Origin of the sequence: Plantactinospora siamensis, assembly GCF_042434095.1 — a bacterium.
Classification (GTDB): domain Bacteria; phylum Actinomycetota; class Actinomycetes; order Mycobacteriales; family Micromonosporaceae; genus KBS50.
In genome coordinates, this window is sequence record NZ_JBHLUE010000011.1 from 160,405 (window position 1) to 178,973 (window position 18,569).

The following is an 18,569-nucleotide window of genomic DNA, read 5'->3' on the forward strand; positions in this document are numbered from 1 at the left end:
CCGCCGTCGTCCGTTTCGATCGGGCTCGGATCGCGGCCGGATCAGGACCGGTAGCCGGCCGGGCGGTACTGGTAGTCGCGGTCGGCATCGTTCTGCTCGCGGCTGAAGTCCCAGCCGCCGGCCGACTCCCGGCCCGGTCGCCCGCCGACGGCGTACCCGCCGATCTCCTGGCCGCGACGCCACCCGCGGAAGTAGCCCGTGGTGTTCTCGGCGAGGCTCGCCGCGTCGCGGACGATCCGCAGTGGACGCTCGTCCCGCAGCGGTGAGCCCGGGACCAGGTTGGCCTGCGGTACCCGTTTCGGCAGCCCGGCGCTGGTCTCCGAGCCCACGGCCGGCTTCGCGGCCTGTTCGGCGGCGCGCCAGCCCGTGTCCGCGATGGACGACCAGTCGGTGCTGTCCTCATCGGACTGCCCGGTGAACCACGCCGAGCGGGTGGCCGCGAAGATGAGCAGGTCCCCGTCGCCCTCGTCGGACACCGGCAACTGCGGGAGGCTGTCCGAGCCGGCACGCGAGCGGGCGACCGCGGCGCGCGCCGGTTCCGGCCGCGGCTCGACAAGACGCAGCGGCGGGCCGTCGACCGGTGCCGCGGGGCGGCGTACCGGATCGTCCCGCAGGGCGCGATCCGCCAGCGGCGGCGGCTCCACCAGGCGCAGCATCGGCGGCTCCGGCGGAAGGTCGTTGGCAAGCCACGGCGGCGGGACGCGGCCGCTGCGGCCGCCGCCGTTCGTCGGCTCGTCACGGTGCCGGTCCGGGCCCTCCGGGTATCCCCGGCCCGGCTCCCGGCTCTCCAGCGCGTCACCGCGGTCGTCGCCGTTGACCAGCGGCCAGTTGGCGCGCGACCCGGGCGGCGCGGCGGGGGGTTCCGGCGCCGGCCGGGCGGCCGGCATCGGCAGGCTGAGGTCGGTGGCGCTGAACCCGTTGCTGGGGGCGGTCGGCCCGTCGGCGCGCGGGGTGGGGCGCGGCGGGATGGGCGTGGGGCGTTGGCGTTCGGCGCGCGCGCTCTTGATGGCCGCGGTGGTGAGCGTGGGCCGGAACGGCTCGCCGGCCTCGGCCGGTGGCCGGCCGCTCCGCTGACCGGGGGTGATCGGGGTGATGCCCGGGGGCGGCGGCGGGGGCGCCGACACCGGCCGGCTGGCCGGCGCCTCCGGCCGGTATGCGGCTGGTCGGGCGGCGCCGAGCCCGGTGCGGCTCCCGGGCAGGTCGGCCGCGGCGGCCGGCGCGACGCTCGGGTGTCCGGCGGCGGGCGCCGGGGCGACGGGCGGTGGGCCGACCGGACGGGGCGGGAGCGGAGGGTTCGAGCCGGTCACCGGCTCGGGCTGGCGTCGACGGCCGACGGCCGGCACCGGCTCGTTGGCGAGGCGACGCGCCTCCTCGGCCTGCCGGCGCTGGGCCCGGCCGCCCGGCACCACGGTCGGCTTGGCGGGCGCGGGTTCGACGGCCGCCCGGCGACCGACCCGGGTGGTGGCCGGGGCGGGAGGTGGCGCGACCCGGTCGGCCAGCGCGTCCACCAGCGCCGCACATCCGGCGTCGCAGGCGCGTACGGCGGCGACGGCCTGCCGCACGGTCACCGCGGCGGCCGACACGATGCCGCGGTTGTTGGTGGCCCGGCGCGGGGTCTCGGTGATGGCGACCCGCAGCGCGGTGAGCGCGTCCTCGATGACGGCCGGCTCGGCCACCCGATCGGCGGCGAGATGGTTCACGATGGTGTCGGTCGCCACCGAGCCGGACCGGCCCCGGCCGTCGAGGCCGAGCATCCCGGGCTCGGGCAGCGCGTCGAGAACGGCGAGCGCCACCGGCTCGGCCGGGTCCGGGTAGGCGCGCAGCGCCGCCGGGTAGAGGTCGCGCAGCACCTCGCGGAGCGCCGCGGCCGCCGCGTGCCGACCGGTCGCCAGCGCGGCGTGGGCGGCCAGCACGGGCTGGTATTCGGCCAGGTCCCGGGGCGCCGAGATCGAGACCGCGGAGATGGCGCCGGCCTGCACGGCCCGGGCCAGACCGACCGCCCGGCGAACGGACGGCGGAGACTGCATCTCCTCAATGGAGTCGTCGTCCGCGAACCGCTCGGCGAAGTCGTCCACCGCGTCGTCGTCGGCGATGGCCAACGGTCGCCCAGCAACGCTGAGCAGCGACACGATCACATGATCGTCGCTGTCGGCGGCGATCGCCGCGTCGCCGGGCCCGCTGGAACGCTCCGCGAGCAGCGACGCGAGCCGGGCATAGCCGGCCGGCTCGTCGCCGACGTCGCAGATGGAGATCAGCCGGCCCGCGTCGTCGACCACGGCTGCGGTAAGCACCGGCCCGGTCGAGGCCGGTCGAGCGGTCCGATCCGCCAAGGCCAGACCGCAGTACACCCGCACGAGCGCCACGTGGTCGTCCTCCTCCCCTGACACGACGTGTGCCAAAGACTGATGCTCCCTGCTCAGGGTCAGTCGCGCCAGTCCACGGCGGCAGAGATCTTGCCGATAATCGTTCGCCAACCGAGACTCGCCGTCTGTGCCCCGATTTTCCGCAACCGGCGCCGGCCGCGGAAACCACCAAGGCCGCCGTTCACCGACGACCGTAGCGCCTCGTCGAGGTCGTCCAGGCTCGTCCCGCTGGAGAGCATGTCCAGCACCGATGGCAGCCGGAGCGCGTACGCGAGGTCCCGGGCCGCCTCACCTGCCTTGATGAGCAGCGGAGGATCCCAGGTGTCATGTCCGCCACGCAGATTTTCCACCACGAGGTCCAGCTCGTACGAGTCGTCCTCGAGCGGCGCCACGTCCGCCGGGCTGATCCGCCGGACCAGGTCGTCCCACGTGTCGAGCTGGGCGAGGTCGTTCGGCGCGCCGGACCGGACAAACTCCACCAGGGAATCCGGGGTCTTGAACAGCAGCAGCCGGCCGCGGTGGCTGAGGAAGACCGGCACCTCCTCCGGCTCCGGCTCCACCTCCGGCTCGTCGGCGGCCAGGGCCTCGTCGGCGTCGGCCCCCTCGGCGTCCAGATCGTCGGCCTCGGCGTCCAGCTCCTCGGCGTCCACATCCTCGGCGTCGGCGTGGCGGTCGTCCTCGTCCGCGCCCGCCCGGCCGCGTCGGATCCGCGCGGGGCGATCCTCGACCTCGGCCAGCTGCTCGGTGAACTCCTCGTCGAGCAGGACGGTCTCGTCGTCGGCCGTGGCGGGTGGCAGGCGCCGGGCGGTGAAGGGGTCGTCGACATCCCGGTCGCCCACCTCGGTGGGGGTCAGTCGGTCCGACATGCGGTACGCCCGCAACGTGAAACCGGTGCCGCTGGGCAGCGCGATCTCCACCGGGGTGATGTCCACCTCCGCCCACAGTGACCGGTCCGGGTCGGCGTCGGCGGCCTCGTCCGGCTCGAGGCGATCACCCTGCCCGCCGGTCAGGTCGACCGCGTCGGCGTCGGCGTCGGCGGATTCGGTCGCGGAGCCGTCGCCCACGGGCACGATGCCCGGCTCGTCGGCGTCGGGTCGGTGGGACGACTGGCGGGCCACCCTGACCTCCGTGTGCACTCGGTTGAGCTGATGGGCCGGCCGGACGGACGTCCGCCGGGGACTCTGGGCAAATACCCTAGTGGTCCCCGCCACCGACGCGACGCCCGCACCCGGTTGGACTTCGGCGCGTCGATTAGTAGGCTTGCTACCTATGAAGGCCCAGGCGCTCCACGGCCACCTCGACGCGCTCCTGCTCGCAGTGCTGGACGGGGAAGCGCTGCACGGGTACGCCATCATCGAGGCGCTGAAGACGCGCAGCGGGGGCAGCCTCGACCTGCCCACCGGCACGGTCTATCCGGCCCTGCGCCGGCTGGAGCGGGCGGGTCACCTGTCGAGCGACTGGAGCAGCGTGGGCGGTCGCCAGCGACGGACGTACCAGCTCACCGGCGCCGGCCGGCGCGCGTTGGCCGGGGAGCGGGCGGACTGGCGCGAGTTCCGGGCCACCGTGCAGGCGTTCCTCGGCGACGAGGCGCCGCCGACGCCGGCCTGACCCGCCGACGCCGGCCTGACCCGCCGACGCCGGCCCGGCGGCCGACCCAGATCCAGCCGACCCGACCCCGTCCGTCGGGTGGCCTGCCGGCCAGACGTCGCCGGTCCTGGCGAGGACAGCCCAGCAGACGTCATGCCTGACAGTCATAATCACGACTTGCAGGCATGGCTGTCTCACTCATTGTCGCCTCGGGTCGAGTCACGCTGGGCAGGGTGCCGTGCGAAAGAACCTGGCGGGTGGCCAGCAGGCAGCTCCGCACCCCACCGGCCAACCAGGCGTATCCCGCCGACAGCAGCGCCATGCCGATGAGCATCGGTGGCCAGGACAGTGCCGCCGGCCACAGCAGGAGCGACCAGATCCAGAGCACCATGCCGAAGACCACGGTGACCGCCAAGGCCGCGGCGAGGCCGAATCCGGCCGCCCGGGCCAGCCAGGCCGGGCCGCCGGACGGCCGCCGCGCCGCCCGGCTCAGCGCGCCGACGCAGACCAGCGCAAGCACCGCGGTGGCCAGCCAGATCCAGTTGGTGCCGCGGGAGATCAGGTGGTAACCGCTCGGCGGGGCCGTGCCGGTCCAGGGTGAGCCGCGCCACACCAGGTCTCCGCCGGCCAGCAGCACCGCCGCCATGCCGACGGTCCGCAGCGCGAGCGTCCGGGCGGACCGGGCGGCGATCTCCGCCTGGTACGCCCCGGCGATCCGCCGGACCGGACCGAACTCCCTCAGGGCGTACCGCTGGGCCTCGACGGGCGACCGCCCGGCGTCCAGGTGGGCCTCGGCGGCGTCGGTCAAGCCGTCCCGCACCTCGGTGAGCAGATCGTCCTTCAGCCGGGCGGGGCCGCGCAGACGGCCACGCAGGCTGTGCACGTAGTCGTCGATCAGGCTCATCTCGCGGACCGGCATGAAACCAGCTTGCCGGCCGGGTGCGGCCGCCCGCGTCCGGTGATTTCCCTGAACCGGGCTCCGGTACGGCCCAGCGCGCGGACGGGCGCGATTGTGCAGCGGCCGTCAGGGCGCGACTGCCAGGTAGCCCCGCTCCGCGGCCTCCTGCAGCGCCCATTGCTCGCGGTACCAGCCGGGAGCGTCCCGCAACTCGGCGTGCCGGCCGCGCTGCACCACCCGGCCGCCGTCGAGGACCAGGATCTCGTCGTACCCATCGAGTCCGCTGAGCCGGTGCGTGACCAGCACGATCGAGTGTGCGGCCGGGGTGTCGGCCCGGACGGCCGCCAGCACCCGGTCGGCGGCGGCCGGATCGAGGCCCTCGGTCGGCTCGTCCAGCAGCAGCACGGCCGGGGCGGCGAGCAGCGCCCGGGTCAGGGCCAGCCGCTGACGCTGGCCGCCGGAGAGCTGGCCGCCGTCCTCGCCCACGACGGTGTCCCAGCCCTCCGGCTGGGCGCGTACCCAGTCCAGCAGCCCCGCCGTTCCGGCGGCCGCCGCGAGACCGGCCTCGGTGGCACCGGCTGCGCCGAGCAGGAGATTGTCCCGAACCGAGGCGTGGAAGACGTGCGCGTCCGCCAGCAACCCGCTCACCAGGCGGGGAAGCCGGTCAGTCGGGTACGTCGACAGGTCGGCGCCGTCCAGCGTCACGGCGCCGCCCGCCGGCCGCAGCGCGCCGGTCAGCACGCCCAGCAGGCTGCTCTTGCCGGCGCCGCTCGGCCCGACCACGGCCACCCGGCGGCCCGGCGGCAGGTCGAGGTCGATCCCGTCCAGCGCTGCCGGCCCGTCCGCCCGGTAGCGCACCCGTACGTCGCGCAGCCGGAGCCCGGCCGGGCGTCCGTCGGGGCTGGTCGCCCCGGCCGACCGGCCGTCGGGGCCGGTCATCTCGGCCGGGCGTCCGTCGGGGCTGGTCGTCTGGACAGGGCGGCCATCGGGTCCCGGCCGCTCGGCCGCTCGGCCCTCGCGGCTCGCCGCACCGGCCGCCGGGGTGGTGCCAGCCGACGGGGCCGGGGAAGCGGGGGGAGCCGTCGCCGGCAGCAGCGCGGCCACCCGGCGGAGCCCGGCACGTACCTGGGTCCACTGCCGAGCGGCGCCCACCAGGGCCAACGCGGACTCCACCGCCGCCAGGCCGCCGACGGCGAGCATCCCCACCAGCACCCCGGGTACCCCGCCGCGCAGGGCCACCAGCACCATGGTGGCGCTGGTGAGGCCGGCGACCAGCACCCCCAGCCCGTCCACGGCCCAGCCCGTCAACGCCAGCCGGCGCTCCAGCCCGGCCAATCGGCGGGCCCGGTCGGCGGCCCGGTCCAGCGCCGCGGCCGTGGCGCCGAAGGCGGCCAGGTCGGCGGCGCCATGGGTGAGATCGATCGCGTCGGCCGCGAGCGCGCCGCGCAGCGGCGCCACCTCGTCGGCCGTCCGCCGGGTCAACGCGGTGGCCAGCACCGGAAGCACGACGCCGGCCAGCAGCAACCCGACCGCGAGCGCCACCGCGGCCGCGGGGGAGACGAGCGCCGCCCCGGCGACCGACAGCACCCCCACCAGGGCGGCCGCGGCACCGGGCACCAGCACCCGGAGCAGCAGGTCCTGCACCGCCTCCACGTCGGAGACGAGTCGGCTCAGCGTGTCCCCGCTCCGCCGGTCGGCGGCCGGCCGGTCCACCAGGCTGCCGAACACCGCCGCGCGGACGTCCGTCACGATCCGCAGCGTGGCGTCGTGCCCGGCCAGCCGCTCCGAGTAGCGCAGCACGCCCCGGCCGATGGCCAGGGCGCGTACCCCGACGATCGCGACGGTGAGCGCGTCCAGCGGCGGCCGGCCGGCCGCGCGGATCAACAGCCAGGTGGCGGTGGCCATCAGGAGCAGGCCGGCCAGCTCGGTCGCGGCGGCCAGCAGCCCGGCGCCGACCAGCCGGCCCAGGTACGGCCGGGCCAGCCGCAGCACGGCTCGTTCCGGGCGCAGGAACCCGCGCGGCGCCTCGGCGGCGCTCACGGGGCCAACGTCGTTCGCGACTGCGGGGCTCGCAAGCTCACTCCTCGCGCTCACGGGACCACCCTTGTTCGCGACTGCGGGGCTCGCAAGCTCACTCCTCGCGCTCACGGAACCACCTCGCGCGGGCGGGTCAGCTCGGTGAGCCGGCCGCCGTCGATCCGGAGCACCCGGTCGGCCTCGCGGAGCATGGCGGGCCGGTGTGCCACCAGCACGGCCGTGCGGCCGGCCACCAGCCGCCGGGTGGCGTCCAGCACCGCCGCCTCCGAGGCCCCGTCCAGGCGCGCGGTCGGCTCGTCCAGCAGCACCAGCGGGGCGTCTCGGAGGAAGGCCCGGGCCAGCGCCACCCGTTGCCGCTGGCCGCTCGACAACCCGTACCCCCGCTCGCCCAGCACCGTGGCCAGACCGTCCGGTAGGCCGGCCACCACCTCCTCCAGCGCCGCCGCCCGGACCGCCGCGGCCACGGCATCGTCGGACGCGTCGGGTACGCCCAACCGGATGTTGTCGGCCAGCGACGCCGCGAAGAGGTGAGCCCGTTGCGGTACCCAGGCGATGCCCCGGCGCCAGGCGTCCGGGTCGATCTCGGCCAGATCGGTCCCGGCCGTCCCGGATCCGCCCGCACCGATCACCGTGATCCGGCCGGCCGCCGGGGTGGCGAAACCCAGCAACAGGGCGAGCAAAGTGCTCTTTCCGGCGCCGCTCGGGCCGATCACCGCGATCCGCTCGCCGGCGTGGATCGTGAACGACACGTCCTGAAGCGCCGTGGTCCGCTCGTACGCCACGGTGACGCCGGCGAAGCGGATCTCGGTGGCGCCCGCGGGGGCGGGATGCCGCCGGCGCCCGCCCGCGGCCGTACCGGAGACCGGCTGCCGGGGCGGTCGGACCGGCCGGGGCGGAGCTCCGGCGGGGTCGGCGGTCGTTCCGGCGGGGCCGGGGCCGGCGGGGCTTCCGGTGGGACCGGCGCTCGTGCCGGCGGGCCCGGTGGGCCGTCCGGCGTCGGGCTCCGTCGTCGCCCCGGATCCCTCGCCGACGGCGCCGGCCGGAGTGGCGCCGGCGGAGACCGTGAGCGCCTCGTCCAGGGCCGTGAGCCCCTCCATGCTGGCGTGGAACCGGCTGCCGGCCGCGCGCAGTGGAAGGTATGCCTCGGGGGCGAGCAGCAGGACCAGCAGCGCGGTGTGCAGCGCGAGCCCGCCGCCCAGCAACCGCAGCCCGATCGGCACCGCCACCAGGGCGACCGACAGGGTGCCCACCAGCTCCAGCACCAGCCCGGAGAGGAACGCGATCCGCAGCGTCTTCATGGTGGCCACCCGGTGGCCGTCGGCCATCCGCCGGACCACTGCCACCTGGGCCCGGGCCCGCCCGAAGGTCCGGAGGGTGGGCAGCCCCGCCACCATGTCCAGGAAGTGCCCGCCGAGCAGCGCCAGCCGCCGCCACTGCCGCTCGGTGGCCGCCTGCGCCTGCCAGCCGAGCAGCGCGCCGAAGACCGGGATGAGCGGCAGCGTCAGCGCGATGATCAGCGCCGAACTCCAGTCGGCGAACACCAACCGGGCCAGCACGGCCGCCGGGACGGTGACGCCCAGAATCAGCTGCGGCAGGTAGCCGGTGAAGTAGGCGTCCAGCGCGTCCAGGCCCCGGCCGGCCAGCGTGGCCAGCCGGCCGGCCTGCTGCCCGGCGAGCCACTCCGGACCGCGCTGGCCGACGGCGGCGAGCAGTTCGGTGCGCAGCGCGGCCTTGACCGTGGCTGCCATCCGGGCGGTCACCACGCCCTGCGCCCAGGACAGCGCGGCCCGCCCGGCCACCGCCGCGGCGAACCCGGTCAGCGCCGCCCGGTCCAGCCGACCGTCCGCGCCCGCCGCGAGCACGGCGGCCAGCGCGGTGGCTTGGCCGAGGATCGCGCCGGCCGCCAGCGCGCCCAGGACGGCGAGCAGCGCCAACTGGCGCCGGGTCGCGGGGACCCGGCGCAGCAGTCGAGGGTCGAACGGCCGCCGGTTCACCAGTACACCGGCGTGCGGTCGTCGACCCGTCCGCGGAACGCCCACCAGCACATCACCTGAAAGCCTAGTAGCACCGGCAGCAGCGGCACCGAGACCAGGGTCAGCAGGCGCAGCGTGGGGTCGCTCGCGGCGGCGTGCGTCACAGTCAGGCTTGCGGTCGGGTCGGCGCTGGAGATCAGCGCGTACGGCCAGGTGCTGGCGGCTACCCCGAGGACCGGGACGGCCAGCGCCAGCGCCGAGGCCGCGAAGGCCCGCCCGGGCCGTCCGGCGCGCAGCGCCGCCCGTACCGCAAGTAGCAGCGCGGCGAGCACCACCGGGAGCGCGAGGGCGGCCACCGGCTGCTGGACGGACCGACGTACCCGGTCGGAGGCCAGGCCCACCGCGGTGGCCGCGGCGAGCGCGACCAGCGCGACCGGGACGAGCCGGTCGGCGTGGCGGGCGGCGCCGGCGGCCGCCGCGCCGGGCAGCCGCAGCGCCAGGAAGGTGCCGCCGTGCACGCCCACCAGGGTCAGCAGGGCCAGGGCGCCGGCGGCCACGAACGGGGTGCAGACGGCCGTCACCCCGGCCACCCGGCCGTCGGCCGCCACCGGTACGCCCTGGAGCAGGCCGGCGAGCACCGCGCCCCAGCCGAGGGCGGCGAGCGCGCTGCCGGCCACCACGGCCCGGTCCCAGCGGGCCCGTACGCGTTCCCCGCGGGGGCGGCTGCGCAGCTGCACCGCTGCGGTGGTCAGGATCACCCCGGCGAGCGCCACGGCCACGGCCGGGTAGAGCCCGGAGAGCAGGTCGCCCTCCAGCGTCGGGAAGGCGCCGAACAGCACCCCCACGGCCGCCACCAGCCAGACCTCGTTGCCGAGGAAGAACGGCCCGAGGGCGGTGAGGGCCCGCCGCCGGGCCGCCGGGTCGGCGGACCCGGCCAGCGACAGTCCGACGCCGTAGTCGTACCCGCCGAGCACCAGGTAGGCGGCGAAGAACAGCCCCAGCAGGGCGTACCAGATGATCTCCATGCCGGCCTCCTCAGCGGGCGATCAGGGGTTCGTCGGTCCAGGTGGGCGGGGCGTCCAGGGCGGCCGCGGGGGACCGGCCCAGGGCCAGGTCGTGCGCGCCGCGGCCGGCCTGGCGGAGGATCAGCACCCAGTTGGTCACCGCGAGGGCGCCGAGCAGCAGGGAGAAGCCGAGAAACGAGGCCAGCATGGTGCCGCCGGACACCCCGGCCACCGCGTCCTGGGTGCGCAGCAGGCCGTACGCGGCCCAGGGCTGCCGGCCCACCTCCCGGGTGAGCCAGCCCAGGATCACTGCCAGGAACGGCAGCGGCGCGGCCAGCAGCAACAGGTAGAGCGGGAAGCGCAGGCGGATCAGCCAGTCCCGGTACAGCAGCGGCAGCAGGAACAGCGCGAAGAAGAGCACCATGCCGATCAGCATCATGAACCCGAGCGCCACGGCGGCCAGCGCCGGCGGTTGGTAGTCGCCGGGACCGAACCGGGCCGTCCAGTCGGCGGTCGCCGCGGCCCGCGCGGCGTCGTCACCGAACTTCGTCGGCTGCACGGCGCCCACGGGGCCGAACTGGGCGAAGCCGAAGCCGACCACGAACAGGACCGCCACGGACCCGGTGACCAGCCCCAGCCGCAGCGAGGTACGGAACAGCGCGTGGTCGGGGGTGCGGCGGATCAGGTGCCAGGCGCTGATCCCGGCCATCAGGAAGCCGCCGACGGTCAGCGCGGCGCTCACCACGTGCGCGAAGGCCATCCCGAGCGTCGGGTTGCGCAGCAGCGCGCCGAAGTCGGTCAGCTCGGCCACGCCGTCGCGCAGTTCGTAGCCGACCGGGTGCTGGAGCCAGGCGTTCGCCACCATGATCCAGAAGGCCGAGCCGTACGCCGTGAGCGCCACGCCGTACAACAGCGCCAGGTGTACGCCGCGGCGGAGCCGGTGCCACCCGAAGATCCACATGCCGAGCAGGGTGGACTCGAGGAAGAAGGCGACCAGCGTCTCCATGGCCAGCGGGGCGCCGAAGACGTTGCCCACGTACCGGGAGAGCCCGCTCCAGTTCAGCCCGAACTGGAACTCCAGCAGGATGCCGCTGGCGATGCCGAGCACGTAGTTGATCAGGTAAAGCGTGCCCCAGAACCGGGTCAGCCGCTCGTACTTCGGCTTCCCGGTGAGCTGCCAGGCGGTCTGCAGCACGACCAGCAGGGTGACGAGGCCGAGCGTGACCGCCACGAAGAGGAAGTGGATCGTCGTGGTGGTGGCGAACTGCAGGCGGGCGAGGAGCAGCGGATCCATGCCACCCTCCAAAGGTAGGCGCGCTTGTCATAGCCACCCTACATGTAGCCTATCTACATGTCTGCCCGCCTGCCCTCGATCTTGCACTTTCGGCCTCCACAAAGGTGCATTCACCGCAAAAGAGGGGCCCAAAGTGCAAGATCGCCAAGGGGAGGGGAGAGGGAGAGGGAGAGGGGTGGGAGGGGTCAGGCCAGGAAGAGACAGAGGGGGGCGGCCAGGAGGAGGGCGGTGGCGGCCAGGGAGAGGGTGCGGCGCAGCAGCGGCGGGCGGCCGGAGACGAGCAGCCGTTCCAGCCGGGCGTCCAGGTCCCGGTCGGCGAGCCCGAGGGCGCCGGCCGGCGCCGTACCGGAACCGGCCGTGGCGAACCGGACCAGGGCCGCGGCCAGGGACCGGGCCGTGTGCTGGCGGCGGGCGCGGTCGTCGGCCCGCATCTCGACCAGCAGCGCCACCCGGCGGTGGGCGCGGCGCACCCAGCGCACCCACGGCAGCGCCCGGCACAGCGCGGTGAACGGCAGCAGCACCAGGTCGTGCCGCTCGTCGGCGTGGGCACGCTCGTGGCTCAGCACGGCCGCCAGCTCCGCCCGATCCAGCAGGCTGAGCGTGCCGGCGCTGACCACCACCCGCGGGCGTACGCCGGGCAGGCAGTAGGCGGCGGCACCCGGATGGTCCAGCACCAGCGCGCCCGGCGCGGCCGGGTCGTCCCGGGCCACCAGATTGAGCAGCAGCCGGTGCCGGCGGCGGACCCGGGTGGCCGCCAGCAGGCTGCGGACCGTGGAGGTCAGCAGGACCGTGCCGATCCCGAGGCCGACCCCGACCAGGCCGAGGTGGACCGCGGTCAGCCCCACCGGGAGCCGGCCGGCGGCCAGGTCCGCGCCGAGCGCCAGCAGCGCCCGGCCGGTGCCGAGATGGTACGGGTCGAGCCCGAGCGCGATCGGCAGCCCGATCGCGGAGAGCCCCACCGAGAGCCCGACGGCCTGCCAGCACAGGATCGCCGCCCGGGGACTGCGGGCCACCCAGCTCGCCCGGCTCAGCGCCACGGCGGCCAGGTAGCAGGCCAGCGTCGTGCCGGCGAAGTGGGCGGCGGACAGCATCTCAGTCCTCCCGCTCCGGGGCCTCGTCCCGGACGCCGCCGCCGTCCCGCGCGGTGGCGCCGTCCCGCGCGGTGGCGCCGTCCCGCGCGGTGGCGCCGTCCCGCGCGGTGGCGCCGTCCCGCGCGGTGTCGCCGTCCCGCGCGGCGCCGCCGTCTCGCAGCGCGGCGCGGAGGATCTCCGCCTCGGACCCGGTCACCGAGCGGGCGAACCGGACCAGCGCGGCGCCCCGGCCGAGCCGGTCGGTGTCGCCCCGCTGCCCGAGGGCCGGCTCGCCGGCCAGATCCAGCGCGTCGAGCATGAGCTGCGCGATGTATGCCTCGCGGCTCGCCGCCGGCCGGTAGCTCCAGGCCCGCCCCTCGCGCTCGCGCTGCACCATGCCCTTGCCGGCCAGCCGGTCCAGCACGGTCATCACGGTCGTGTACGCCAGCTCGCGCTCGGCCAGCGACTCGGCGACCTCCCGCACGGTGACCCCCGCGCCGGCACCGGAGGTCCGGTCCCACAACACGTCCATCACCGCACGTTCCAGGTCACCCAGCCGCATCACGCTCTAATCCTACCCGCCGTAGTAGAGGCCGGCCGACTCCGGCGGAGTCCCGCCGGTCACACCACCCCCACCGGCGACCAGCCCGCTGCTCGACCGCACCCTGGTCGCCGGATCGCGTCGGTTAAGAAGGGCCCCTTCCTATACAGAAAGCGATAAGAAGGGGCCCTTCCTTACACCTCATTGGCCTTTGGGGTGCCAGACGGTTTTGGTCTCCAGCAGGGTGGTCATCCGGGCCAGGCCCGGGTCGGCGTGCCAGTCGTGGTCGGTGGGCGCCGGGCGGAGCACCCGCTTGAGGTTCTCCGCGGCCTTGACCTCCAGGTCGGCGGCCAGCTCGGGGTCGGTCACCCCGGTCAGGTCCAGCGCGTTGACGTCCATGTGCGACGCGAGCCAGGGCGCGGTCTCGGCCGGTCGGCCGGTGAGCAGGTTCACCACGCCGCCGGGCAGGTCGGAGGTGGCCAGCACCTCGGCCAGGGTCACCGCGGGCAGCGGCGCGGACTCGCCGACCAGCACCACCACGGTGTTGCCGGTGACGATGGCCGGGGCGATCACGCTGACCAGCGCCAGCAGCGCCGGCTCGGCCGGGGCCACCACGCCCACCACCCCGGTCGGCTCGGGCGCGGAAAGGTTGAAGTACGGGCCGGCCACCGGGTTGGCACCGCCGTACACCTGAGCGATCTTGTCGGACCAGCCGGCGTACCAGACCCAGCGGTCGATCGCGGCGTCCACCTCGTCGGCGGGCACGCCGAGAGCCACGAACTGGTCGCGCCGGCCCTCCAGCATCTCGGCCACCCGGTAGAGGATCTGACCCCGGTTGTACGCGGTGGCACCGGCCCAGCCCTTGACCGCGGCCCGGGCGGCCAGCACCGCGTCCCGGACGTCCTTGCGGGAAGCCAGCGCCACATTGGTGTCCGCCACGAGATACGACCGTCCCGACTCGCTGCGCGGGAACTTCCCGCCGATGAAGAGCTTGTACGTCTTGCGTACGGCCACCCGGCCCGGAGCGTCAGACATTGAGGTACCCCTCCAGACCGTGCCGGCCGCCCTCGCGGCCGTAGCCCGACTCCTTGTAGCCGCCGAACGGCGAGGTCGGGTCGAACTTGTTGAACGTGTTGGCCCAGACCACCCCGGCGCGCAGCCGGTCGGCCAGCCAGAGGATCCGGGAGCCCTTGTCGGTCCAGATCCCGGCTGACAGCCCGTACGGCGTGTTGTTGGCCTTTTCGACGGCCTCGGCCGGGGTGCGGAAGGTCAGCACCGACAGCACCGGGCCGAAGATCTCCTCCCGGGCGATCCGGTGCGCCTGGGTGACCCCGGTGAAGACCGTGGGCGCGAACCAGAAGCCGCGGTCGGGCAGCTCGCACGGCGGCGACCAGCGTTCGGCGCCCTCGGCCGAGCCCACCTCGGACAGCTCGCGGATCCGGTCCAGCTGGGCGGCGCTGTTGATGGCGCCGACGTCGGTGTTCTTGTCCAGCGGGTCACCGACGCGCAGCCGGGCCATCCGGCGCTTGAGCGAGGACAGCACCTCGTCGTACACCGATTCCTGGATGAGCAGCCGGGACCCGGCGCAGCAGACGTGGCCCTGGTTGAAGAAGATGCCGTTGACGATGCCCTCGACGGCCTGGTCGATCGGCGCGTCGTCGAAGACGATGTTGGCGGCCTTGCCACCCAGCTCCAGCGTCACCTTCTTGCGGGTGCCGGCCACCGACCGGGCGATCTGCCGGCCCACCTCGGTGGAGCCGGTGAACGCCACCTTGTCGATGCCGGCGTGCTCCACCAGCGCCCGGCCGGTGTCGCCGGCGCCGGTGACGATGTTGACCACGCCCGGCGGCAGCTCGGCCTGCTGGCAGATCTCCGCGAACAGCAGCGCGGTGAGCGGGGTGGTCTCGGCCGGCTTGAGCACCACGGTGTTGCCGGCGGCCAGCGCCGGGGCGATCTTCCAGGCCAGCATGAGCAGTGGGAAGTTCCACGGGATGACCTGACCGGCCACGCCGAGCGCCTTCGGGTCCGGACCGAAGCCGGCGTACGGCAGCTTGTCGGCCCAGCCGGCGTAGTAGAAGAAGTGCGCGGCCACCAGCGGGATGTCGACGTCCCGGGACTCCCGGATCGGCTTGCCATTGTCCAGCGACTCCAGCACCGCCAGCTCGCGCGAGCGCTCCTGGATGAGCCGGGCGATCCGGTAGAGGTACTTGGCCCGGTCGCGGCCCGGCATCGGCCCCCAGACCCGCTCGTACGCCGTCCGGGCGGCGGCCACGGCCCGGTCCACGTCCTGCGGGCCGGCCTCGGCCACGTCGGCGAGCACCTCCTCGGAGGCCGGGTTGATCGACTTGAAGCTGCCGCCGTCGGTGGGGTCGACGAACTCGCCGTCGATGAAGAGGCCGTACGACGGCTTGAGGTCGACGATCGCGCGGGACTCCGGCGCGGGAGCGTACTCGAACATGCGGGTCAGTCCAGGGTGAAGTAGTCGGGGCCGGCGTACGTGCCGGTGGTGAGCTTGGTGCGCTGCATCAGCAGGTCGTTGAGCAGCGACGAGGCGCCGAACCGGAACCAGTCCGGGTGCAGCCAGTCCTCGCCCGCCGTCTCGTTGACCGTGACCAGGTATTTGATGGCGTCCTTGGTGTTGCGGATGCCGCCCGCCGGCTTCACCCCGACCTGCCGGCCGGTCGCCGCGCGGAAGTCCCGGACCGCCTCCAGCATGATCAGGGTGACCGGCAGGGTGGCCGCGGACGGCACCTTGCCGGTGGAGGTCTTGATGAAGTCGCCGCCGGCCAGCATGGCCAGCCAGGATGCCCGGCGCACGTTGTCGTACGTGGCCAGCTCGCCGGTCTCCAGGATCACCTTGAGGTGCGCGTCCCCGCAGGCCGACTTGACGGCCACGATCTCCTCGTGGACCTCGGCGTACCGGCCGGCCAGGAAGGCGCCCCGGTTGATCACCATGTCGATCTCGTCGGCGCCGGCGGCCACGGCCGCCTCGGTGTCGGCGATCTTGACGGCCAGCGGCGCCTGGCCGGACGGGAAGGCCGTGGCCACGCTGGCCAGGTGCACCCCGGAGCCCCGCAGCACCTCGGCGGCGTACGGGACCATCGTCGGGTAGACGCAGACGGCGCCGACGTGCGGGCAGGACGGGTCGGCCGGGTCCGGCCGGACCGCCTTGGCGGAGAGCGCCCGCACCTTGCCGGGGGTGTCCGCGCCCTCCAGGGTGGTCAGGTCGACCATCCGGATCGCCAGGTCGATCGCCCACGCCTTGGCGGAGGTCTTGATCGAGCGGGTGCCGAGCATGGCCGCCCGCTGCTCCGCCCCGACCTGGTCCACGCCGGGCAGGCCGTGCAGGAACGTCCGCAGGGTCGCCTCGGATCGTCCCAGCTCGGACAGGTCGGACCGGCCCGAGATCGTTGAAGCCGTCATGCCGAAGAGTCTACGCAATCGGTGCGTACAGTGATCTTCGCCACTGCGATTGGTGGCGCCGGCCACGCCGGTCGTCCGGGACCGGCGGCGGTCGCGACCGGTGGCGTAGGTTGAGCGATCGTGGACGTACTCGTTGTTGATCACCCGCTCGCGCAGTCGCGGCTCACCGCGATGCGGGACGCCCGCACCGACTCGGCGTCGTTCCGGGCCGCCCTGCACGAACTCACCACCATGCTGGTGTACGAGGCCGCGCGGTCGTTCCCGGTGGAGACGTACCCGGTGACCACGCCCGTTGCGCCCACCGACGGGTTCCGGCTGGCCAACCCGCCGCTGCTGGTGCCGGTGCTGCGGGCCGGGCTGGGCATGGCCGACGCGGCCCTCGGGCTGCTGCCCGAGTCGTCCATGGGCTTCGTCGGGCTGGCCCGGGACGAGGTGACCTTCGAACCGCGGGCGTACATGGAGTCGCTGCCCACCGAGCTGGCCGGCATTCCGGTGCTGGTCCTCGACCCGATGGTGGCCACCGGCGGGTCGCTGGAGCACTGCTGCCGGCTGCTGGCCGACCGGGGCTGCACCGACATCACCGTGCTGTGCGTGCTGGCCGCGCCGGCCGGCATCGAGCGGCTGGAGCGGTCCGGCCTGCCGCTGCGGGTGGTCACCGCCGCCCTCGACACGGCGCTGAACGACCACCGCTTCATCGTGCCCGGCCTCGGCGACGCCGGCGACCGCCAATTCGGCGGCATGCCCCGCTTCTGACCCGCCGCCCCGCACGTCCTCCCGCTTCCCCCGCCCCGGGCGGGAGGGGGTCAGTCGGTGCGGGAGTAGTGCCAGTCCAGGCCGACGCCGTTCTCGAACGGGATGACGCCGTGGAAGACGGCCGGGCGTTCGGCGAAGACCAGCGGCAGGAAGTGCCGGTCGCTGGGCCACATGGGCACCCGGCCGGCCAGCACGTCGGCCAGGTCGGTCCAGACGAGGGTGCCCTCCGGGCATTCGGCGTACGGCTCGCCGGACCAGTCCGGGATCCGGAACAGGAAGCCGAACCAGTTTTCTCCGTCGCGCCCGAAGCCGGGCCAGGAGACCGTGCCGGCCAGTTCCACCGTACGGGCCTCCAGGCCGGACTCCTCGCGGATCTCCCGGCGCATCCCGGCCACCACGTCCTCACCCGGCTCGAGCTTGCCGCCCAGCCCGTTGTGGTAGCCCAGGTGCAGATCGTCGGGGCGCCGGTCCCGGCGCACCAGCAGAACCTGGCGACGATCGGTGGACAACACGTAGCCCAGAGTGGCGATGACGGCGCGCACCCGGACACCCTACGGCCCGCCCCGAGCGCCCCGGCGGACGCGGCCGGCGGGGTCACATGCGCGGCGTGCGCGGACCGGCTAGCGTTCCGAGCCATGACTGCTGTTGCGCTCGCCGAAGAGCTGCTGCTGCTCGCGTACGACGACAAGTCCGGCAAGGCGCTGGGCTCGCGTATCGGGCTGGACCTGGGGATGGCGGCGGCGGTGCTGGTCGATCTGGCGCTGGCCAACCGGATCACCTTCGCGGACGGCGCCATCGTGGTGACCGACCCGACCCCCACCGGCGAGCCGATCGCCGACGAGGTGCTCGGTCGGGTGGCGGCGGACACCCCGCACACGCCGGCCTCCTGGGTGCAGCGGCTCCGGCACGGCCTGCGGGACCGGGTGCTGGCCGACCTGTGTGGCCAGGGCGTGATGCAGGACGTGGACGAGACCGCCATGGAGGGCTTCGTGCACGTGCACCGCTACCCGTCCGTCGACCCGTCGGTCGAGGCCGCCATCCGGGGCCGGCTGGCGGCCGCGCTGACCGGCGCCGAGACGCCGGACGAGCGGACGGCCGCGCTGGCCGCGCTGGTTGCGGCGATCCGGATGGAGCCGCGGCTCGGCCTGGACGGCGAGGCGGCCGCGGACGTCCGCCGCCGGCTCGCCGCGATCGGCGCGGGCGCCGGCTTCGGCGGCTCGGGCAGCCTCGACGACTCGAACGTGCGCCCCTCGGTGGCGCTGGTGGTCGAGGCGCTCACCCGGGCCATCGCCACCGCTCTCGGCACCCGTTCCTGACCGGCGGGCCGTTCCCTGCGGCCGCTCCCCCCCCGCCGTTTCCCCGCCGCCGTTTCCCGCCGTTCCTCCCGGGGCGTCTTGGGGTGATTTTCGTTTTTCGCGGCACCCTTCTCGCTGTCCGCTGACAGATCCATCATGGGTACGGTTGGCCGGTTTGGCCACCGTTCTTGCCGCGGCTGGCAAATTGGGCCGTGAGGCGGAATTGACACCGGAAAACCTGCCTTAGGCACACCTTGAAATGCCTCGTCAGAGGGGCCATCGAGGGTTTGTGACGGCCTTTGTACAGCCACTCTGACCATTTCCATATTGA

At 74.7% G+C, this 18,569-nt stretch carries 16 protein-coding genes; 3 read left to right on the plus strand and 13 right to left on the minus strand.

Translation table 11 applies throughout. The features are described 5' to 3' along the window. Positions 1 to 41 precede the first annotated feature (41 nt). A complete protein-coding gene (locus ACFFHU_RS13840) occupies positions 42 to 2,387 on the minus strand; it encodes a transposase (RefSeq protein WP_377339759.1) in 2,346 nt (781 codons plus the stop codon). A 35-nt stretch (positions 2,388 to 2,422) separates the two neighbouring features. Then, a complete protein-coding gene (locus ACFFHU_RS13845; protein ID WP_377339761.1) occupies positions 2,423 to 3,373 on the minus strand; it encodes a SatS C-terminal domain-containing protein in 951 nt (316 codons plus the stop codon). A gap of 259 nt (positions 3,374 to 3,632) precedes the next feature. Between ACFFHU_RS13845 and ACFFHU_RS13850 the strand changes: the two genes are divergently transcribed. After that, the gene (locus tag ACFFHU_RS13850; protein WP_377338841.1) at positions 3,633 to 3,971 is read left to right on the plus strand and encodes a PadR family transcriptional regulator; all 339 of its coding nucleotides are present in this window, start codon (positions 3,633 to 3,635) and stop codon (positions 3,969 to 3,971) included. Positions 3,972 to 4,101: 130 nt separating this feature from the next. On the opposite strand, the gene ACFFHU_RS13855 is transcribed toward ACFFHU_RS13850, so the two are convergent. The 10 genes from ACFFHU_RS13855 to deoC all read right to left on the minus strand — a co-directional run bounded on the left by ACFFHU_RS13855 (position 4,102) and on the right by deoC (position 16,190). After that, positions 4,102 to 4,869 (minus strand): permease prefix domain 1-containing protein, encoded by a 768-nt coding sequence (locus ACFFHU_RS13855; protein WP_377338843.1) that lies wholly within the window; start codon positions 4,867 to 4,869, stop codon positions 4,102 to 4,104. 105 nt (positions 4,870 to 4,974) lie between these two features. Then, entirely contained in the window at positions 4,975 to 6,888 is a 1,914-nt protein-coding gene (locus ACFFHU_RS13860; RefSeq protein ID WP_377338845.1) for an amino acid ABC transporter ATP-binding/permease protein, read from the minus strand. Positions 6,889 to 6,992: 104 nt separating this feature from the next. After that, positions 6,993 to 8,879, minus strand: coding sequence for a thiol reductant ABC exporter subunit CydD (gene cydD / locus ACFFHU_RS13865; RefSeq protein WP_377338847.1), 1,887 nt, complete (start codon positions 8,877 to 8,879; stop codon positions 6,993 to 6,995). Further along, positions 8,876 to 9,883: a cytochrome d ubiquinol oxidase subunit II gene (locus ACFFHU_RS13870; RefSeq protein ID WP_377338849.1), complete on the minus strand. Its 1,008-nt coding sequence runs from the start codon at positions 9,881 to 9,883 to the stop codon at positions 8,876 to 8,878. Before ACFFHU_RS13870 ends, cydD begins: the two co-directional genes overlap by 4 nt. A gap of 10 nt (positions 9,884 to 9,893) precedes the next feature. After that, positions 9,894 to 11,156, minus strand: coding sequence for a cytochrome ubiquinol oxidase subunit I (locus ACFFHU_RS13875; protein WP_377338850.1), 1,263 nt, complete (start codon positions 11,154 to 11,156; stop codon positions 9,894 to 9,896). Between the two features lie 185 nt (positions 11,157 to 11,341). Beyond that, positions 11,342 to 12,247: a M56 family metallopeptidase gene (locus ACFFHU_RS13880; protein WP_377338852.1), complete on the minus strand. Its 906-nt coding sequence runs from the start codon at positions 12,245 to 12,247 to the stop codon at positions 11,342 to 11,344. Position 12,248: 1 nt separating this feature from the next. Then, the gene (locus ACFFHU_RS13885) at positions 12,249 to 12,791 is read right to left on the minus strand and encodes a BlaI/MecI/CopY family transcriptional regulator (RefSeq protein ID WP_377338854.1); all 543 of its coding nucleotides are present in this window, start codon (positions 12,789 to 12,791) and stop codon (positions 12,249 to 12,251) included. A gap of 177 nt (positions 12,792 to 12,968) precedes the next feature. Beyond that, positions 12,969 to 13,802 (minus strand): aldehyde dehydrogenase family protein, encoded by an 834-nt coding sequence (locus ACFFHU_RS13890; RefSeq protein WP_377338855.1) that lies wholly within the window; start codon positions 13,800 to 13,802, stop codon positions 12,969 to 12,971. Further along, entirely contained in the window at positions 13,795 to 15,225 is a 1,431-nt protein-coding gene (locus tag ACFFHU_RS13895) for an aldehyde dehydrogenase family protein (protein ID WP_377338857.1), read from the minus strand. The genes ACFFHU_RS13890 and ACFFHU_RS13895 overlap by 8 nt, the downstream gene beginning before the upstream one ends. 5 nt (positions 15,226 to 15,230) lie before the next feature. After that, positions 15,231 to 16,190 carry a deoxyribose-phosphate aldolase gene (gene deoC / locus ACFFHU_RS13900; RefSeq protein ID WP_377338859.1) on the minus strand — a complete coding sequence of 320 codons (960 nt, stop codon included), beginning with the start codon at positions 16,188 to 16,190 and terminating at the stop codon, positions 15,231 to 15,233. 120 nt (positions 16,191 to 16,310) lie between these two features. On the opposite strand from deoC, the gene upp reads away from it, so the two are divergent. Then, complete coding sequence (upp, locus tag ACFFHU_RS13905; RefSeq protein WP_377338862.1) at positions 16,311 to 16,943, plus strand: uracil phosphoribosyltransferase; 633 nt, start codon at positions 16,311 to 16,313, stop codon at positions 16,941 to 16,943. Positions 16,944 to 16,993: 50 nt separating this feature from the next. Here upp and ACFFHU_RS13910 read toward each other — a convergent pair whose 3' ends face one another. Continuing rightward, positions 16,994 to 17,485: an NUDIX hydrolase gene (locus ACFFHU_RS13910; RefSeq protein ID WP_377338864.1), complete on the minus strand. Its 492-nt coding sequence runs from the start codon at positions 17,483 to 17,485 to the stop codon at positions 16,994 to 16,996. 93 nt (positions 17,486 to 17,578) lie between these two features. Between ACFFHU_RS13910 and ACFFHU_RS13915 the strand changes: the two genes are divergently transcribed. Next, entirely contained in the window at positions 17,579 to 18,259 is a 681-nt protein-coding gene (locus ACFFHU_RS13915; protein WP_377338866.1) for a GOLPH3/VPS74 family protein, read from the plus strand. The last annotated feature ends 310 nt before the right edge of the window (positions 18,260 to 18,569 follow it).

What these genes read in the sequence shown, in the direction of transcription:
- ACFFHU_RS13850 (WP_377338841.1), top strand. Translation starts at nt 3,633, where the DNA reads ATGAAGGCCCAGGCGCTCCACGGCCACCTCGACGCGCTCCTGCTCGCA.
- ACFFHU_RS13855 (WP_377338843.1), bottom strand. Translation starts at nt 4,869, where the DNA reads ATGCCGGTCCGCGAGATGAGCCTGATCGACGACTACGTGCACAGCCTG.
- ACFFHU_RS13870 (WP_377338849.1), bottom strand. Translation starts at nt 9,883, where the DNA reads ATGGAGATCATCTGGTACGCCCTGCTGGGGCTGTTCTTCGCCGCCTAC.
- ACFFHU_RS13875 (WP_377338850.1), bottom strand. Translation starts at nt 11,156, where the DNA reads ATGGATCCGCTGCTCCTCGCCCGCCTGCAGTTCGCCACCACCACGACG.
- ACFFHU_RS13880 (WP_377338852.1), bottom strand. Translation starts at nt 12,247, where the DNA reads ATGCTGTCCGCCGCCCACTTCGCCGGCACGACGCTGGCCTGCTACCTG.
- ACFFHU_RS13890 (WP_377338855.1), bottom strand. Translation starts at nt 13,802, where the DNA reads ATGTCTGACGCTCCGGGCCGGGTGGCCGTACGCAAGACGTACAAGCTC.
- ACFFHU_RS13895 (WP_377338857.1), bottom strand. Translation starts at nt 15,225, where the DNA reads ATGTTCGAGTACGCTCCCGCGCCGGAGTCCCGCGCGATCGTCGACCTC.
- deoC (WP_377338859.1), bottom strand. Translation starts at nt 16,190, where the DNA reads ATGACGGCTTCAACGATCTCGGGCCGGTCCGACCTGTCCGAGCTGGGA.
- ACFFHU_RS13915 (WP_377338866.1), top strand. Translation starts at nt 17,579, where the DNA reads ATGACTGCTGTTGCGCTCGCCGAAGAGCTGCTGCTGCTCGCGTACGAC.